The sequence below is a fragment of the Aeromonas sobria genome (genome assembly GCF_050266975.1).
GTDB classification, from domain to species: domain Bacteria; phylum Pseudomonadota; class Gammaproteobacteria; order Enterobacterales; family Aeromonadaceae; genus Aeromonas; species Aeromonas sobria_B.
The window spans coordinates 58071-74939 of the sequence record NZ_JBKISU010000008.1; the positions used below are offsets into that span (position 1 = coordinate 58071).

The 16869-nt window shown below is 62.6% G+C and carries 13 protein-coding genes; 11 read left to right on the top strand and 2 right to left on the bottom strand.

Translation table 11 applies throughout. The features are described from left to right. Positions 1–13 precede the first annotated feature (13 nt). From mutL to hflC, 6 genes are all read left to right on the top strand, one after another. The gene (gene mutL / locus ACLHZ1_RS06430; RefSeq protein WP_427261416.1) at positions 14–1906 is read left to right on the top strand and encodes a DNA mismatch repair endonuclease MutL; all 1893 of its coding nucleotides are present in this window, start codon (positions 14–16) and stop codon (positions 1904–1906) included. A 105-nt stretch (positions 1907–2011) separates the two neighbouring features. After that, positions 2012–2929, top strand: a complete 918-nt coding sequence (gene miaA, locus ACLHZ1_RS06435) for a tRNA (adenosine(37)-N6)-dimethylallyltransferase MiaA (RefSeq protein ID WP_427261468.1) — start codon at positions 2012–2014, stop codon at positions 2927–2929. A gap of 73 nt (positions 2930–3002) precedes the next feature. Beyond that, on the top strand, positions 3003–3269 hold the full coding sequence (gene hfq / locus ACLHZ1_RS06440) for an RNA chaperone Hfq (protein ID WP_408792843.1): 267 nt from the start codon (positions 3003–3005) through the stop codon (positions 3267–3269). A gap of 60 nt (positions 3270–3329) precedes the next feature. Continuing rightward, the gene (hflX, locus tag ACLHZ1_RS06445; RefSeq protein WP_408792842.1) at positions 3330–4616 is read left to right on the top strand and encodes a ribosome rescue GTPase HflX; all 1287 of its coding nucleotides are present in this window, start codon (positions 3330–3332) and stop codon (positions 4614–4616) included. An 82-nt stretch (positions 4617–4698) separates the two neighbouring features. Beyond that, a complete protein-coding gene (gene hflK / locus ACLHZ1_RS06450; RefSeq protein ID WP_408792841.1) occupies positions 4699–5850 on the top strand; it encodes an FtsH protease activity modulator HflK in 1152 nt (383 codons plus the stop codon). Between the two features lie 3 nt (positions 5851–5853). Beyond that, positions 5854–6738: a protease modulator HflC gene (gene hflC, locus ACLHZ1_RS06455; RefSeq protein ID WP_408792840.1), complete on the top strand. Its 885-nt coding sequence runs from the start codon at positions 5854–5856 to the stop codon at positions 6736–6738. A gap of 313 nt (positions 6739–7051) precedes the next feature. Here hflC and ispB read toward each other — a convergent pair whose 3' ends face one another. Further along, complete coding sequence (ispB, locus tag ACLHZ1_RS06460) at positions 7052–8023, bottom strand: octaprenyl diphosphate synthase (protein WP_427261417.1); 972 nt, start codon at positions 8021–8023, stop codon at positions 7052–7054. A 242-nt stretch (positions 8024–8265) separates the two neighbouring features. Between ispB and rplU the strand changes: the two genes are divergently transcribed. From rplU to ACLHZ1_RS06485, 5 genes are all read left to right on the top strand, one after another. Continuing rightward, a complete protein-coding gene (rplU, locus tag ACLHZ1_RS06465) occupies positions 8266–8577 on the top strand; it encodes a 50S ribosomal protein L21 (RefSeq protein WP_005304210.1) in 312 nt (103 codons plus the stop codon). A 19-nt stretch (positions 8578–8596) separates the two neighbouring features. Next, positions 8597–8854 carry a 50S ribosomal protein L27 gene (rpmA, locus tag ACLHZ1_RS06470; protein WP_041992803.1) on the top strand — a complete coding sequence of 86 codons (258 nt, stop codon included), beginning with the start codon at positions 8597–8599 and terminating at the stop codon, positions 8852–8854. Between the two features lie 186 nt (positions 8855–9040). Continuing rightward, positions 9041–10243: an Obg family GTPase CgtA gene (cgtA, locus tag ACLHZ1_RS06475; RefSeq protein WP_427261418.1), complete on the top strand. Its 1203-nt coding sequence runs from the start codon at positions 9041–9043 to the stop codon at positions 10241–10243. Between the two features lie 392 nt (positions 10244–10635). Continuing rightward, a complete protein-coding gene (locus ACLHZ1_RS06480) occupies positions 10636–12006 on the top strand; it encodes a YjiH family protein (RefSeq protein WP_427261419.1) in 1371 nt (456 codons plus the stop codon). Between the two features lie 237 nt (positions 12007–12243). Next, positions 12244–13920, top strand: a complete 1677-nt coding sequence (locus ACLHZ1_RS06485; RefSeq protein WP_427261420.1) for an AMP-binding protein — start codon at positions 12244–12246, stop codon at positions 13918–13920. Between the two features lie 8 nt (positions 13921–13928). On the opposite strand, the gene ACLHZ1_RS06490 is transcribed toward ACLHZ1_RS06485, so the two are convergent. Next, a complete protein-coding gene (locus ACLHZ1_RS06490) occupies positions 13929–16865 on the bottom strand; it encodes an HD domain-containing phosphohydrolase (protein WP_427261421.1) in 2937 nt (978 codons plus the stop codon). Between the last annotated feature and the right edge of the window lie 4 nt (positions 16866–16869).

Consider the following 16869-nt stretch of genomic DNA (forward strand, 5'->3'; position numbering starts at 1 on the left):
TCAGGAGTAAGCGATGCCGATCCGTATTTTGCCCCCGATCCTTGCCAACCAGATTGCCGCGGGCGAGGTGGTGGAACGCCCCTCCTCCGTGGTGAAGGAGCTGGTGGAGAACAGCCTGGATGCGGGGGCGAGCCGGATCGAGATCGACATCGACAAGGGGGGCGCCAAGCTGATCCGCATCCGTGACAACGGCTGCGGCGTGGCGCAAGACGAACTGGTGCTGGCGCTGTCGCGCCACGCCACGTCCAAGGTGGCGACCCTGGATGATCTGGAGGGGATCAACAGCCTGGGCTTTCGTGGCGAGGCGCTCGCCTCCATCAGCTCCGTGTCCCGGCTCACCTTCACCTCCCGCACCCAGGCGCAGTCAGAGGCCTGGCAGGCCCAGGCCGAGGGGAGGGAGATGGATGTCACCATCAAGCCGGCGGCCCATCCGGTGGGGACCACGGTCGAGGTGGTGGATCTCTTCTTCAACACCCCGGCGCGGCGCAAGTTCATGCGCAGCGAAAAGACCGAATTTGCCCATATCGACGAGCTGGTGCGCCGCATCGCCCTGTCGCGCTTCGATGTCACCCTGCTGCTGCGCCACAACGACAAGCTGGTGCGCCAGTATCGCGCCGCCAGCACGATAGCGGAGCAGGAGCGCCGTCTCGCCGCCGTGTGTGGCAGCCCCTTCATGCACCACGCGCTGGCCATCGAGAGCGAGCACAGCGACGTGCGGCTGCGGGGCTGGCTGGCCACACCCGCCGGGGCCAGGCCCCAGAACGACCTGCAATACACCTATGTCAACGGCCGCATGATGCGCGACAAGTTGATCAATCACGCCATCCGCCAGGCCTATGACGAGCTGCTGCCCGCCGGCAGCTTCGCCGCCTATGTGCTCTATATAGAGCTGGATCCGCGCCAGGTAGATGTCAACGTCCATCCGGCCAAGCATGAGGTGCGCTTCCACCAGGCGCGGCTCATCCACGACTTCATCTACCAGGCGCTCTTCACCGCCCTGCATCGCGCCAGAGAAGAGGCCCCCCTGGCCATGAGCGAGGTGACCCTGCCGGTGGCCGAGCCGCCCGAGTATCCGGGCCAGGCTCCGCGTACCGACTGGTACGGCGCCGAGCATGGCTATCGCGCCCCCGCCGCCGTGCGCGAGGAGGGGGCGAGCGAGCGGGGAGGAGCCCCTGCCGGTGGGGGCGGCGCGGGCAGGGTGGGGCCAGCGGCGGCCATGACGGGCCATGGCGTCGGCTTGGCCGAGGCCCCGAGCCGGGAGGCGTTGCGGGGCATGCAGGCTCTGCTCACCACGCTGCCCGAATCCGGGGAGGCTGGCCCGGCCAGGGACGAGGCGCAGGGCGGGCAAGTGGCCCGGGCACTCTCTCTGGTCGAGGGGCGCTATCTGCTGCTGGAGCAGGGGGGGCAACTCGCCCTGCTGCGGCTGGTGGCGGCGGAGCGTCGCCTGCTGCGGCACTGGCTGCAAGATGGCTGGGGACAGGGGCTAGCGGCCCAACCCCTGCTGTTGCCCGTCTCCTTCAAGCTGGCCAAATCCCAGCAGCAGGTGGCCAAGGAGCAGGAAATCTTGCTCAAACGCCTGGGGCTGGAGTTGAAAAGCGGAGGACGCGACACCATGATCCTGACTCGGGTGCCCGCCTTGCTGCGCCAGACCGACCTGGCCCGGCTGCTGCCCGAGTTGTTGCAGCTGGTGGACGGGCTCGGGGCGGCCGACGACCATGAACAGGCCCAGGTGCTCTGCCAGTGGCTGGTGGAGCAAGGGCTGGCCGCAGACAAGCAATATGATTTTGCCAGTGCCAACCGCCTGCTGGGGGAGCTGGCCCATCTGCCCGGTGAGCCCCTCGCCGACAGGCGGCTGCTGCGCCCCCTGTCCCTGGCCGCCGCCCTGGCCGAATTTGATGGCGAGTGAGGACGCGCCCGGTATCTCCGTCCGAGGGCGGGGAGTGATGCCGGGGCCCGCCTGCCAAGACGACCCTGTATTTTGCCCAGTGAGAGGAAGCTGAACGTGAGCGAGTTGCCGAGCGCGATTTTTTTGATGGGGCCTACCGCCTCCGGCAAGACGGATCTCGCCATCGAACTGTGCCAGGCCCTGCCCTGCGACATCATCAGCGTGGACTCTGCCCTCATCTATCGCGGCATGGACATTGGCACCGCCAAGCCCAGTGCCGATGAGCTCAGACTCGCCCCCCATCGCCTGATCGACATCCTGGATCCCGCCCTGAGCTATTCGGCGGCGGACTTTTGCCGCGACGCCTTGCGTGAAATGGCCGAGATAGCCGGTCGTGGCCGCATCCCGCTGCTGGTGGGCGGGACCATGCTCTATTTCAAGGCGCTGCTGGAGGGGCTCTCCCCTCTGCCCTCTGCCGATCCGGCCATTCGTGCCGAGATTGAGGAAGAGGCCGCCCGCCTCGGCTGGCTGGCGCTGCACGACGAGCTGGTGCGCATCGACCCGGTGGCCGGTGCCCGTATTCATCCCAATGATCCCCAGCGGCTGAGCCGGGCTCTCGAGGTCTATCGCATCAGCGGCAAGACCCTCACCGAGCTGACCCGGGTGCAGGGGGAGGGGTTACCCTATCGAGTGCATCAGTTTGCCATCGCCCCCGCCGATCGGAGCCTGCTCCATGAACGCATCGAGCGGCGCTTCGATCTCATGCTGGCGCAGGGGTTCGAAGAGGAGGTCAGGGCCCTGCGCGCCCGGGGCGATCTCACCCCAGACCTACCCTCTATCCGCTGCGTTGGCTACCGCCAAATGTGGGACTACCTGGCCGGGGAACTGGAGTATGATGAGATGCGTTATCGTGGCATCGTTGCCACTCGTCAGCTTGCTAAACGGCAGATGACCTGGTTGCGGGGCTGGCCTGATGTCACCTGGTTGGGATCTGGTGAGTCCGGCAACCTCGCCAGGGTCATCGCCAGCGCTGGTGCGGCTTGACACTCCCTGTATAATCAGGTTGTTATAGTGATATCCGGTGTTTAAAAACTACAAACTATAAGGAAAAAAGAAGATGGCTAAGGGGCAATCACTCCAAGACCCGTTTTTGAATGCGCTGCGCCGTGAGCGGATTCCTGTTTCTATCTATTTGGTGAACGGCATCAAGCTGCAGGGTCAGATCGAATCGTTTGACCAGTTTGTCATCTTGCTGAAGAACACGGTGAGCCAGATGGTTTACAAGCACGCCATCTCTACCGTGGTGCCGGCCCGTGCCGTCAATCATCACCAGCATGCCGCCACTGGCCAGGGTGATGAGCCGTCCGGTGACGGCGAGGCGTGAGCCGACGCGGCGAGTCCGCTCGCCATGCAGATCCCATGAGTTCCGTTAAGGAGTCAGCGCTTGTTTGACCGTTATGAAGCAGGCGAACAGGCCGTATTGGTGCATGTCAACTTCAGCGATGAGGGTGAACGTGAGGATCTCGAAGAGCTCAAGATGTTGGTGAGCTCCGCCGGGGTCAACACGCTGGGGGTGGTGACCACCAGCCGCAGTGCGCCAAGTGCCAAGTTTTTTGTCGGCAGCGGCAAGGCGGAAGAGATCGCAGCCGAGGTGCAGGCCCTGGATGCGGACGTGGTCATCTTCAATCATGCCCTGACCCCGGCCCAGGAGCGCAACCTGGAGCGGCTGTTCCAGTGCCGGGTGGTCGACAGAACCGGCCTCATCCTCGATATCTTCGCCCAGCGCGCCCGCACCCATGAAGGTAAACTTCAGGTCGAACTTGCCCAGTTACGCCATCTCTCCACCCGGCTGGTGCGCGGCTGGACCCACCTCGAGCGTCAGAAAGGCGGTATCGGTCTGCGTGGACCAGGTGAAACCCAGCTCGAAACCGACCGCCGCCTGCTGCGTGAGCGCATCAAGGCCATCCTGCGCCGGCTCGACAAGGTAGCGAAGCAGCGGGAACAGGGGCGCCGTGCCCGCAATCGCAACGAAGTGCCGACCGTTTCCCTGGTGGGTTATACCAACGCCGGAAAATCCACTTTGTTCAACGAACTTACAGCTGCCAGCGTGTATGCTGCCGATCAATTGTTCGCGACCCTGGACCCGACCCTGCGTAAAGTGGAGATCCGGGACGTGGGGGATGTGATTTTGGCGGACACGGTTGGATTTATCCGACACCTGCCCCATGATCTGGTTGCGGCCTTCAAGGCGACGCTGCAGGAGACCCGGGAAGCGGATCTGCTGCTGCACGTGGTCGACTGCGCCGACGAGCAGATGCAGGACAATATCGACGCCGTGCAACGGGTACTGGCCGAGATTGAATCCGATGATCGCCCGCAGCTGATGATCTGCAACAAGATCGACAAGCTGAGTGATCGCCCGGCCCTGCTGGAGCGCGACGATGAGGGGCGGCCTGTCCGGGTCTGGCTCTCGGCTCAGACCGGGGAGGGGCGCGAGCTGCTGTTCCAGGCGCTGACCGAGCTGCTGGCGGGGACCATGGTTCACCACAGGCTGCAGTTGCCGCCTTCGGCCGCCCGGTTGCGCAGCACCCTCTATCGCCTCAAAGGGATAGAGCAGGAAGGTTTTAGCGAGGAGGGGGATTTTGTGCTGGAAGTCCGCTTGCAAGTGGCCGACTGGAACCGCCTCGTGAAGCAAGAAGGTGAAGTTTTACAACGCTTTATCATGCATTGATCCGCTATCTGGGCGACAAGGCCCGGCGGCATGATGCCGATAGAGATGACATCCATTCGCACGTATTTAAATGGAGACGCTGATGGCTTGGAATGAGCCTGGAAACAACGGCAAAGACCGTGACCCTTGGGGGAATAACGGCAAGACTCAGGGACCCCCTGATCTGGACGAGATGCTGCGCAAGTTGAGCCGCCGTTTCGGTGGTCTGTTTGGCGGCAGTGGCAAATCCGGTGGTGAGATGGGCAAGTTCGGCATCTCCATCGCCGTGCTGATCGCCGTGGTGGTGTGGGTCGTCAGCGGCTTCTATACCATTCGCGAAGCGGAGCGTGGCGTCGTGCTGCGCTTTGGCCAGTACTCCCACAACGTGGATCCCGGCCTGCGCTGGAAGCCGACCTTCATCGACCGGGTGATCCCGGTGGACGTCGAGTCCGTGCGCTCCTTGCCGGCCTCCGGTTTCATGCTGACCCAGGACGAGAACGTGGTCCGGGTCGAGATGGACGTGCAGTACCGCATCGTGGATCCCCAGGCCTACCTGTTTAGCGTGACCAACGCGGACGAGAGTCTGAGCCAGGCCACCGACAGTGCCCTGCGCTACGTGGTGGGTCACACCCGGATGGATGACGTCCTGACCACGGGTCGGGAGAAGGTCCGTCAGGAGACCTGGCAGGTGATCGACGGCATCATTGATCAATATCAGATGGGTCTTCAGATCGTCGACGTCAACTTCCTGCCGGCCCGTCCGCCGGAAGAGGTGAAAGACGCCTTCGATGACGCCATCTCCGCCCAGGAAGATGAACAGCGCTTCATCCGTGAAGCGGAGGCCTATGCCCGTGAGGTGGAGCCCAAGGCCCGTGGCCAGGTCAAGCGCCTGGAGCAGGAAGCCGAGGGTTACAAGTCCCAGATCGTGCTCAAGGCCAAGGGTGAAGTGGCTCGCTTTAACGAGCTGTTGCCCCAGTATCAGGCCGCCCCCGAGCTGACTCGTGAGCGTATCTACCTGGAAACCATGGAAGAGCTCTATCAGCAGACCAACAAGGTGGTGGTGGACATGCCGGCTGGCAACAACAGCATGATCTATCTGCCGCTGGACAAGCTGTCCGGCAAGGCGAATGCGGTGCAAGCCGCGCGTCCGGCAGGCAGTGCGGCGGTTGAATCGACCCCGGCGTCCAACGAGGGAGCCAACTCCACTCCGACCCCGCTGCGTAGCGGCGACCGTTTCAGCTCAGGGAGAAACTAATAGATGAAAAAACTAGCTATTGGTGTCATCGCTGTGGCCGCCATGGTCTGCTTCTCCTCCGTCTTCATCGTCGATGAAGGGCAGAAGGGCATAGTGGTGCAATTTGGCAAGGTGAAGCGGGTTGATTCCGGTGAGCCGCGCCTCTATGAGCCGGGTCTGCACTTCAAGGTGCCGCTCATCGATCAGGTGCGCAAGATGGATGCCCGCATCCAGACCCTGGAAGGTCAGGCGGATCGCTTCGTCACCTCCGAGAAGAAAGACCTCATCATCGACTCCTACGTGAAGTGGAAGATCGAGGACTTCTCCAAGTACTACCTGGCCACAGGTGGTGGCAACAAGATCCAGGCCGAAGACCTGCTCAAGCGCAAGATCAACAACGGCCTGCGCTCCGAGATAGGTAACCGCACCATCAAGGACATCGTCTCCGGTGAGCGCAGTACCGTGATGGAAGATGCCCTGATGAAGATGGCGCGCTCCTCCGAGCTCGGCATCAAGGTGGTGGATGTGCGGATCAAGCAGATCAACCTGCCGGTGGAAGTGTCCAACTCCATCTATCAGCGGATGCGTGCCGAGCGGACCGCGGTTGCCCGTGAGCACCGCTCCCAGGGTCGCGAGCAGGCCGAGATCCTGCGGGCCGACATCGATCGCAAGGTGACCGTCATGATCGCCGACGCCGAGAGTAATGCGCGTCAGTTGCGTGGTGAAGGGGATGCCGAAGCGGCCAAGATCTATGCCGACAGCTACAGGAAAGACCCCGAGTTTTTCAGCTTCGTGCGCAGCATGGAGGCCTATCGCAAGAGCTTCGCCGGGGGCAGTGACCTCATGGTCTTGAAGCCGGACAGCGAGTTCTTCCGCTACCTCAAGTCACCGCAAGGCAGCCAGCCGTAAGCGCAGACAGTGCATGATGCAAGAGGGCCCTCAGGGGCCCTCTTTCTATTTCTGCGGGCTCAGACCTCGCCCAGACGTCGTGTGGTCAGGGGGCGGCGTGGGGGAGTGAAGGGATTGCCTTCTCAAGTTGTTGGGGAGAAACGGGTCTCTCTTTGTTTCTGCTGGCTCAAGGCCTCGCCGACAGCGCGTGGTCAGGGGGTTCCTTGCGCAGCGTGAGGGATCGCCTTTCCCCAAGCAGTGATAGAGGGGAGATGACGGACCATGAAAAAGAGGCCGCAGAGGGCCTCTTGTTCATGGTGCCAGGAAGCAGGGCTCAGGTGCTGCGCTGAACCGCCATCTGGGCCAGCTGGATCAGGGCCTGGCGGTGCTGGGTATCCGGCAGGACCATGAGGGCGGCGATGGCCTTGTCGGCCTCTTCCCGGGCCCGCTGACGGGAGTATTCGAGGGCGCCCGTGTCGTCGAGGATGGCGAGGATCTCGTCGAGGTGCTCCATGCCGTTGCGATGTTCGATGGCATCGCGAATGCGCTGACGCTGAGCCGGGTTGCCCATCTCCATGGCACGCAGCAGGGGCAGGGTAGGCTTGCCCTCGGCCAGGTCATCGCCGACGTTCTTGCCCATCTCGTCGCGCTGGGAGCAGTAATCCATCACATCATCGATGATCTGGAACGCCGTGCCCAGGTACTTGCCGTAATCTGTCATCGCCTGCTCGATGGGCTCGGGCTGCTGGGTCAGTACGGCGGCGAGCCGGGTGGCGGCTTCGAACAGCTTGGCGGTCTTGCAGTAGATGACCGTCATGTAGCTCTGTTCCGTGGTGTCCGGATCGTTGCAATTCATCAGCTGCATCACCTCGCCTTCGGCGATGGTGTTGGTGGCGTCGGACAGTATCTCCATCACCCGCAGGTCGGCGAGCTCCGCCATCATCTGGAAGGAGCGGCTGTAGAGGTAATCCCCCACCAGGACGCTGGCGGCATTGCCAAACATGGCGTTGGCGGTTTCCCGGCCGCGGCGCAGGTCGGATTCGTCGACCACGTCGTCGTGCAGCAGGGTCGAGGTATGGATGAATTCGATGATGGCGGCGAGTTTGAGGTGATCTTGTCCCTCGTAACCCAGCGCCCTGGCGGCCATGACGGTCAGCATGGGGCGCATCCGCTTGCCGCCGGCACTGACAATGTAGAAACCCAGCTGATTGATCAGGCTGACATCGGACTGGAGCCGGGCCAGGATCAGCTCATTGACCGCCGTCATGTCGGCGGCACAGAGCGCTCGAATAGTCTGTTGGTCCATAGATCTCGTAACGTGACGGGCAGCAATGTCTGCAGTTTTAGTAATGGCGGGGATTCTACACGATTTCACAATGGGTTACAGTTAAGCGTTTATTCACGGTCGGGCATATGCGCACAAAATAAACTTTTTGCTAAATTGGTCTTGCCTGAGTAGACCGATATGCGTAGAATGCCGGCCCATTGTTATAGTTTTTGTGCGGGTCTGGCCTTGAGCAAAAGACTCGCCTTTACGGAGTTAATCAAATGTACGCGGTATTCCAAAGCGGCGGAAAACAACACCGTGTGGCCGAAGGTCAAATCGTTCGTCTGGAAAAGCTGAACGTTGAGACTGGCGCTACCATCGACTTCAACGAAGTTCTGATGGTTGCTGCAGGCGACACTTTTAAAGTAGGTGCTCCTTTCGTTGAAGGTGGCAAGGTTGTAGCTGAAGTTGTGGCTCACGGCCGTGGCGAGAAAGTGACTATCGTCAAGTTCCGTCGTCGTAAGCACCATCGCAAGCAAGCGGGCCACCGTCAGTGGTTCACTGAAGTCAAAATCACTGGCATCAGCGCTTAATTCGAGAGGAATCTGAAAAATGGCACATAAAAAAGCTGGCGGTTCATCCCGTAACGGTCGCGACTCAGAAGCCAAACGTCTCGGCGTGAAGCGCTTCGGCGGCGAAACTGTACTGGCTGGCAGCATCATCGTTCGTCAGCGTGGTACCAAGTTCCACGCCGGTGAGAACGCTGGCGTGGGCAAGGACCACACCATCTTCGCAACCGCGAATGGCAAGGTGAAGTTCGAAGTTAAAGGTCCGCAGAATCGTAAGTACATCAGCATCGTTGCTGAGTAATTACGGACCGCAAGGATCCGAGGCCCCGCCAGTATGGCGGGGCTTTTGTTTTTATACAGCATTTGTACGAAAAAACGGGACGCCGATGGTCTGCCGCAGGCGCCATCATCCAGATGCGTATCGCCCACAGGGGCCTGTACCACTATAATTGCGTATCGGTTTTTCGAATTAAGGTGACGGTTACCTATGAAGTTTGTTGATGAAGTCCAGATTCGAGTCGATGCCGGTGACGGTGGTAACGGTTGTGTGAGTTTTCGCCGTGAGAAGTACATCCCCAACGGTGGCCCGGATGGCGGCGATGGTGGCGACGGTGGTGACGTTTACCTGATCGCCGACGAGAACCTGAACACCCTGATCGACTACCGTTTCGAGCGTTTTCATGCCGCCGAGCGTGGCGAGAACGGCCAGAGTGCGAACTGTACCGGTCGCCGCGGCAAGGATCTCACCCTGAAGGTGCCGGTCGGTACCCGTGCCAGCGATGAGGATACGGGTGAGCTGCTCGGCGATCTGACCCATCATGGCCAGAAGTTGCTGGTCGCCAAGGGCGGTTTCCACGGCCTTGGCAACACCCGTTTCAAGAGCTCGGTCAACCGGGCGCCACGCCAGAAGAGCAACGGTACTCCGGGCGAGGTGCGCAGCCTCAAAATGGAACTGCTGCTGCTGGCTGACGTCGGCATGCTGGGGCTGCCCAACGCGGGCAAGTCCACCTTCATTCGCGCCGTTTCCGCCGCCCGTCCGAAAGTGGCCGACTACCCCTTCACTACCCTGGTGCCGAACCTGGGGGTAGTGCGCGGGGAGAACTCCCGCTCCTTCGTGATCGCCGACATTCCTGGCCTGATCGAGGGTGCCGCCGAGGGGGCAGGCCTCGGGATCCGTTTCCTCAAGCACCTCGAGCGTTGCCGCGTGCTGATCCACCTGGTGGATATCTGCCCCATTGATGGCTCCGATCCTGCTGAAAACGCCGTGACCATAGTCCGGGAGCTGGAGAAGTACAGCCCCGAGCTGGCGAACAAGCCGCGCTGGCTGGTGTTCAACAAGATGGACCTGATCCTGGAAGAGGAAGCGGCCGAGGTGATGGATCGTGTCAAGGCGGCCCTGAAGCATGAAGGTCCGGTCTACGCCATCACGGCCATCAGCAAGGAAGGCACCAAGAAGCTGTGCTATGACATCCTGGATCTGCTGGACACCATGCCCCGTCAGCTGGAGCAGGATGCCAAAGACGCCATCGAGAAGGTGGAGTTCAAGTGGGATGACTACCACAAGAACCAGCTGGCCCAGGCCGAAGCGGACGCAGCGGCGGCCTCCCGCGCCTTCGATGAATCCCTTGGCGATGATGACTGGGATGAAGACGATGATGACGGAGTAGAGGTCATCTACGTCCGCGACTGATAGCGTTTCCCGCGTCATTGCATGAAAACCGGAGTCCGGCAACGGACTCCGGTTTTTTATCGATGCTGCCAGGGATGGTGATGGACTCGAAGCGCGCCAATTGTGGGATTTGTGATGCCAGTTCTTGCCTGACATCTTCAGCTGGTTATACTGCGCACCTGAACGTAACCTGATCGAAACAATATGCTAACACTCTCGTGTGAATCAATATGCATATCTGTTTGGGTATGTTCTGATGGACGCTTCGTCTGCGAAAATACTTATGCTTAAAATAATGCATTAAAAGCTTGTTTGTGCGTTTTTTTGGAGTATTCTTTCGCCCGTTTTGCCGGGCGGGGCATGAGTATGCAGGCGACCTGGCTAAGGAAAAGTAACATTAAGGCTGTAATACCATGCTGGAAAAGACCCTCGATGCCCCCACGGTGAATACCCGCCGTAACTTGCTGATGTTCTTGGTCCCGTCACTCATCGGGATCCTGCTGTTCATGACCCCGGTGCTCTACGACGGCAATATCACCATACCGGTGGCCGTGCTGGCCAAGACGGTGCAGGCCGTGTTCGCCGACTCCCTGGTGGCCGTAGTGAGTGCCCTCATCACCACCACCATGCTGCTGACCCTGGTCGCCTGGTTGTTCAAGCCAGCCATCCTGGTGCGTCGCCCCTTCCTCAATGCCCTGTTCAATGTCTCCCCCTTCTGGGCCTGCGTGCGGGTACTTGGCGGTATCTTCGCCCTGCTGGTCTTCTTCGGCGTCGGGCCCGAGGCGCTGCGCTCCGATGCCACCGGGGGTCTGGTGCTGCACGATCTGCTCCCCGTGCTGTTCTCCGTGTTCATCTTCGCCGGTCTTCTGCTGCCCCTGCTGCTGGATTTCGGGCTGCTGGAGTTTATCGGCACCCTGATGACCCGCATCATGCGCCCCGTGTTCCGTCTGCCCGGTCGTTCGGCAGTGGACTGCTTCGCCTCCTGGCTCGGGGATGGCAGCGTCGGCATCCTGCTGACCAGCAAGCAGTACGAAGGCAAGTTCTACACCCAGCGGGAAGCCGCCGTCATCGGCACCACCTTCTCCGCCGTCTCCATCACCTTCTGTCTGGTGGTGATCTCCCAGGTCAAGCTGGAGCACATGTTCGTGCCCTTCTATCTGACGGTCTGCCTGGCTGGCGTGGTGGCGGCCATCGTGGTGCCGCGCCTGCCGCCGCTCTCCTGGAAGAAGGATGTCTATAGCGACGGCACCCCGCTGTGCCGCAAGCAGGAGGCGGTGCCCCACGAGCACAGTCTGGTGAGCTATGGCTTCGAGCGTGCGCTCAAGAAGGCCGACAGCGTCAGCGATCTCGGGGCCGTGGCCAGGGAAGGGGTGAAGAATGCCCTGGATATGGTGTTTGGCGTCTTGCCCGTGGTGATGGCGATCGGGACCTGCGCCCTGCTGCTGGCCGAACACACTCCCATCTTCAACTGGCTGGGGGCTCCCTTCATCCCCCTGCTTGAACTGCTGCAACTGCCGGAGGCGGAAGCCGCGTCCAAGACCATAGTGGTGGGTTTTGCCGACATGTTCATCCCGGCGATCCTGGCCTCCAGCATAGAGAGCGAGATGACCCGCTTCGTCATCGCCGCCATGTCGGTGACCCAGCTCATCTACATGTCTGAAGTCGGTGCCCTGCTGCTGGGCAGCAAGATCCCGGTCAAGCTGTGGGAGCTGTTCGTGGTGTTCCTGCTGCGAACCCTGGTGACCCTGCCCGTGATCGCCGGCGTTGCGCACCTGCTGTTCTAAGCACTCGTCGCAGGAATATTGATAGAAAAACGGTCAACCCGATGGTTGGCCGTTTTTTATGGCTTTTTTCCGCTTTGTGATCGGATCCTCTTTTTGTGAATGTCGGGGCTGCCGACGGCCTGCCTAGACCAAGGTGGGCGTTGAATTTCCATGGTTTCACACTAACGTAACATTCGACCGCGAGACGTCGCCAGCCGAGCCTTAGGCCACTCGCTCCCCTCATGGCAAGGAGCCCCCATGTCCGCACCGCTCAGCTATCGCGCCGGCCCGACCGACGTCCCCCTGCTCGAACAGACCATAGGTGAATACCTGCACGCCATGGCGCGCCGCTTTCCGGATCGGCCCGCCGTGGTGGTACGTCACCAGCAGATCCGCTGGAACTGGCAGGAGTACGTCCGCCAGATAGACAGGCTGGCCAGAGGCCTGCTGGCCATCGGCATTCGCCCCGGCGATCGGGTCGGCATCTGGTCGCCCAACAACATAGAGTGGTGCCTGGTGCAATTTGCCACCGCCCGCATCGGCGCCATCATGGTCTGCATCAATCCCGCCTATCGCCAGGAAGAGCTGGCGTTTGCCATCAACAACGTCGGCTGTCGGGCCCTCATCTGCGCGAGCCGGTTCAAGGGCAGCGACTACCTCGCCATGCTGACGGCGCTGGCCCCCGAGCTGGCCAGTGCGAAGCCGGGAGCGCTCAAGGCGGCCGCCTTGCCGACCCTGTCCTGGGTGGTGCGGCTGGGGGAGGCGAAAAGCCCGGGCATGCTCAATTTCGGCGATCTGCAGACCCTGGGGGATGAAGCGGGCCCTGAGCCGCTGATGCGGGTGGCCGCCGGACTCAGGGCCTCGGATCCCATCAATATCCAGTTCACCTCGGGCACCACGGGCAGTCCCAAGGGGGCCACATTGAGCCACCACAACATTCTCAACAACGGCATGCTGGTTGCCGCCGGCATGGGGCTGACGGAGCAGGACAGGCTCTGCATTCCTGTCCCCCTCTACCACTGCTTCGGCATGGTGCTCGGCAATCTGGTCTGCCTGAGCGCGGGGGCCTGCGCCCTGTTCCCGGCCGAATCCTTCGACCCCGCGACGACCTTGCAGATGGTGGAGGAGGAGCGCTGCACCGCCTTGCACGGGGTGCCCACCATGTTCATCGCCGAGCTGGAATTGCCGCATTTTGCCGAGTTCGATCTGGGGTCGCTGCGCACCGGCATCATGGCGGGAGCCATCTGCCCGGAGCCGCTGATGCTGCGGGTGCAGACCCTGATGAACATGGGGGAGGTGACCATCGCCTATGGCCAGACCGAGTGCAGCCCCATCAACCATATGACGGCGGTGGACTGCCCCCTCGACAAGCGGGTCACCACGGTTGGCCGAGCCATAGGTCACACCGAGATCAAGCTGGTCGGCCCAGGGGGCGAGACGGTCGCCATCGGCGAGAAGGGGGAGATCTGCTGTCGCGGTTACGGCGTCATGAGCGGCTACTGGCAGGACGCGGCCAAGACGGCCGACACCATAGACGCCGAGGGGTGGCTCCACTCGGGTGACATAGGCGTCATGGACGAGGAGGGGTACGTGCAGATCGTCGGTCGCAGCAAGGAGCTGATCATCCGTGGCGGCGAGAACATCTACCCGCGGGAGGTGGAGGAGCGGCTCTACGATCATCCGGCGGTGCAGGATGCCGCCGTGTTCGGCATCGACAGCGATCGCTACGGGGAGGAGGTGTGTGCCTGGATCAAGCTCAGACCCGGCTGCGATGCCGATGAGGAGGACATCAAGCACTTCCTGTCGGCGCGGATCGCCTATTTCAAGGTGCCCCGCTACATCCGCTTCGTGGAGGAGTACCCCATGACGGTGACCGGCAAGCTGCAGAAGTTTCGCATGAAGGAGCTGATGAGCGCCGAGCTGGGCGGACACTAGCCGCGCCCTCAGCGGGGGGGCGGCTCCCTGCGTGCCCGGCGGGCTGGCCTGGCGTGGGCGCAGACCTGACCGCGTTGGGACGATGGCAGGAAGGCGGCGAGATCGACCCGGTCACACTGACTCGCCTCCAGGAAGCGTTCGCCATAGTGCTGCCAGATGCGGCTGCGCAGGAAGAGGGCGAAGAGATCCGGGTCTATGTGCCCCTCGTCGGCCATCTGGCTCATGATGGCGAGGGATTGGCTGAGGGACTTGCCCGACTTGTAGGGGCGATCCCTGGCGGTCAGGGCCTCGAAGATGTCCGCGATGGCCATGATGCGGGCCGGTATGCTCATCTGCTCCCGGGTCAGTCCCCTGGGGTAGCCGCCGCCGTCCATCTTCTCGTGGTGGCCGCCGGCTATCTCGGGCACCTGCTTGAGGTGGCGGGGGAAGGGCAGCCGCTCCAGCATCTTGATGGTCTGTATGATGTGCTCGTTGATCTTGTAGCGCTCCTCCTCGCTCAGGGTGCCCCGTCGGATCCCGAGATTGTGGAGCTCGCCGCGATCGTAGCGATACAGGGGCACGGTCACCTTGAAGCCCCAGGGATTGTCCGGATCCAGCCGCTCATCCTGGCTGCGGGGGATCCTGTGCTCCGGCCTGTCGGCGAGCAGGGATTCGCGGCAGGGCAGGGGGGCGGGGGCGCCCTGGCAGCGCCCCAGCTCCTCGGCGCCGAGGCCGAGCCGGTTGTCCAGGGTGCGCCACCAGCTGCGGCTGGCGATGCGTTGCAACCGCTCGAGCCGTTCGGGAGCCATCCACTCTCCCCCCTGGTTGCACTCGGCCACGAAGGCAAACTCGGCATCCAGCTCGGCCCAGCGCGGCAACACGGCGGCCTGGGCCGCGCTCTGCTGCGCCTCGGTCAGCTGCTCGCTCAGGGCCGCGATGTGGGCATCGCGCTTGAGCACCTCGAAGCGGGTGCGCACCTCGTGGATGCGATCGTAGAGGGTCTCCAGCTTGGTTGCCTTGTCGACCACGAACTCCGGGGTGGTCACCTTGCCGCAGTCATGGAGCCAGCTGGCGATATGGATGGCCTCCCACTCCTGCTCGCCCGGATTGAAGCTGGCGAAGGGGCCTTGCCGCTCGGCGCTGGCCGCCTCGGCCAGCAGCCGGGTCAGCTCCGGGACCCGTTGGCAGTGGCCGCCGGTGTAAGGGCTCTTGGCATCGATGGCGCCGGCGATGAGCTCGATGAAGGCGGCCAGCAGCCGTTTCTGCTCCGCCAGCAGGCGCTGATTCTCGATGGCGGAGGCCGAGGTGCCGGCCAGTGCCTCGATCAGGCTGATGCGGGCACCCAGTTCGGCAGGCGAGCAGGGAGGCAGCAGGATCAGCAGGCAGCCGCTCACCTCCTGGTGGTGATCGTGCAGGGGTTCGGCCACCAGATGTCCCTCACCCGGATAGTCACCCCAACCCGCGAGATGGCGCTGCCAGAGTCCGGCCTCGAGGGTCAGCTTCACCCGCTCACCGCGCAACACGGGGCGTAGCAGGGGGGCACCATCGATCCGTTGCAGCGGTTGGCCCCGCCAGAAGGCGCGCTCCGGTCGCAGCTCCCCCGAGGCGACCAGATAGAGGGCCCCACCGGTGGCGCCCGCCGCGGCTATGGTCTCGCCGAGCACCCGCTGAAACAGGGCGTCGACGTCGTGCTCGGCCCCGAGTGCCCGCCCTATGTTCATGAAGTTGCCCAGGGTCAGGCGCATGCCCGACATGGTGCGGGAGAGATCGTCTATCTCCAAGATGGCGGAGTGGGGCTCTTCCCCCTGGCTGAAGTCGAAATGCTGGATGCGCTCGGCCTCCCGGGTCAGGGCCCGCAGGGGCATGGCGGTGCGTCTGGCCACCAGCCAGATGATGGGGAGCAGCAACAGCAGGGCCAGCAGGGCGCTGCCAAGATTGTGCAGGGCCTGCCGTCTGGCCCCGGCAAACAGGCGTTCGCTGCTGACCAGCAGCCCCAGGTAGAAGGGGGCCCCCTCACCGATGGGGGAGAGATTGACCTGCCACTCCCCCCGCTGGGGATCGTCCAGGGTCAGGCCGCTACGCCCATCAAGCAGATCGGGCTCGGCGCTGAGGCGACGCTGCAGCAGGGTGAAGACGGGATCGTTGAGGCTCGAGATCTTGGGCAAGACCCTCAGTCGCTCGTAGCCGGGCAGCTGAGCCGGATCCGTCGCCAGCAAGGTGCCGTGCCGATCGAACAGCACCAGCAGGGCTCCCTCCTGCTGCATCTTGCCGATGAGGGTGGAGATGCGCTCGACGCTGGCATCGATGCCGATCACCGCCTTTTTGTCCCGGCTCGCCATCGCCAGAGTGATCCCCGGCTCCTGGGTGGTGAAGAAGAGATAGGGCGGGGTACTGGCGATGCCGCTGCTGCGCAGCGCTTGCTGATACCAGCGCCGGGCGCGGGGATCGAACTGGTAGTCAGGCATGGCCGTGCGGGAGATCAGCTGCTGGCGGGCATCATAGTAGAGGTATTCCCCCCTGCCGCCGACCAGGCTTTGCACCAGCAGGCTGCTCCCCTCGGGCAGGGGCCCCAGCCGCCCCTTGACCCTGTCGGTCAAGGGGCGAATCAGAAAGAAATCCCCATTGTCATAGCCGACATAGATGGCGCCATAGCCATGGTTGCTGGCCAGCGCCTCGGTTAGCTGGGGCAGGAAGGTGAGCCGGGCGGCCTGGGTCTGGGCCTGCATCAGGGGGCCAGCGGCCAGCAGGGAGAGGCTGGTGCGGGCGGGGCGCTCGTTGAGTCGCAGTGCCAGGGCCAGCTGGTCGCGATACTGCAGGAAACTGCGATATTCATAAGCCATGCCCAGGGCTCTATGCTGTTCGAACTGCTGCAGGATCAACAGGGTACCGAGCAGGCCGAACAGGCCGATAAACAGGGTGGCGATATGCACGTAGAAGGGGCGGCGTCGTGCGCCAGTTAGCCTCATGATC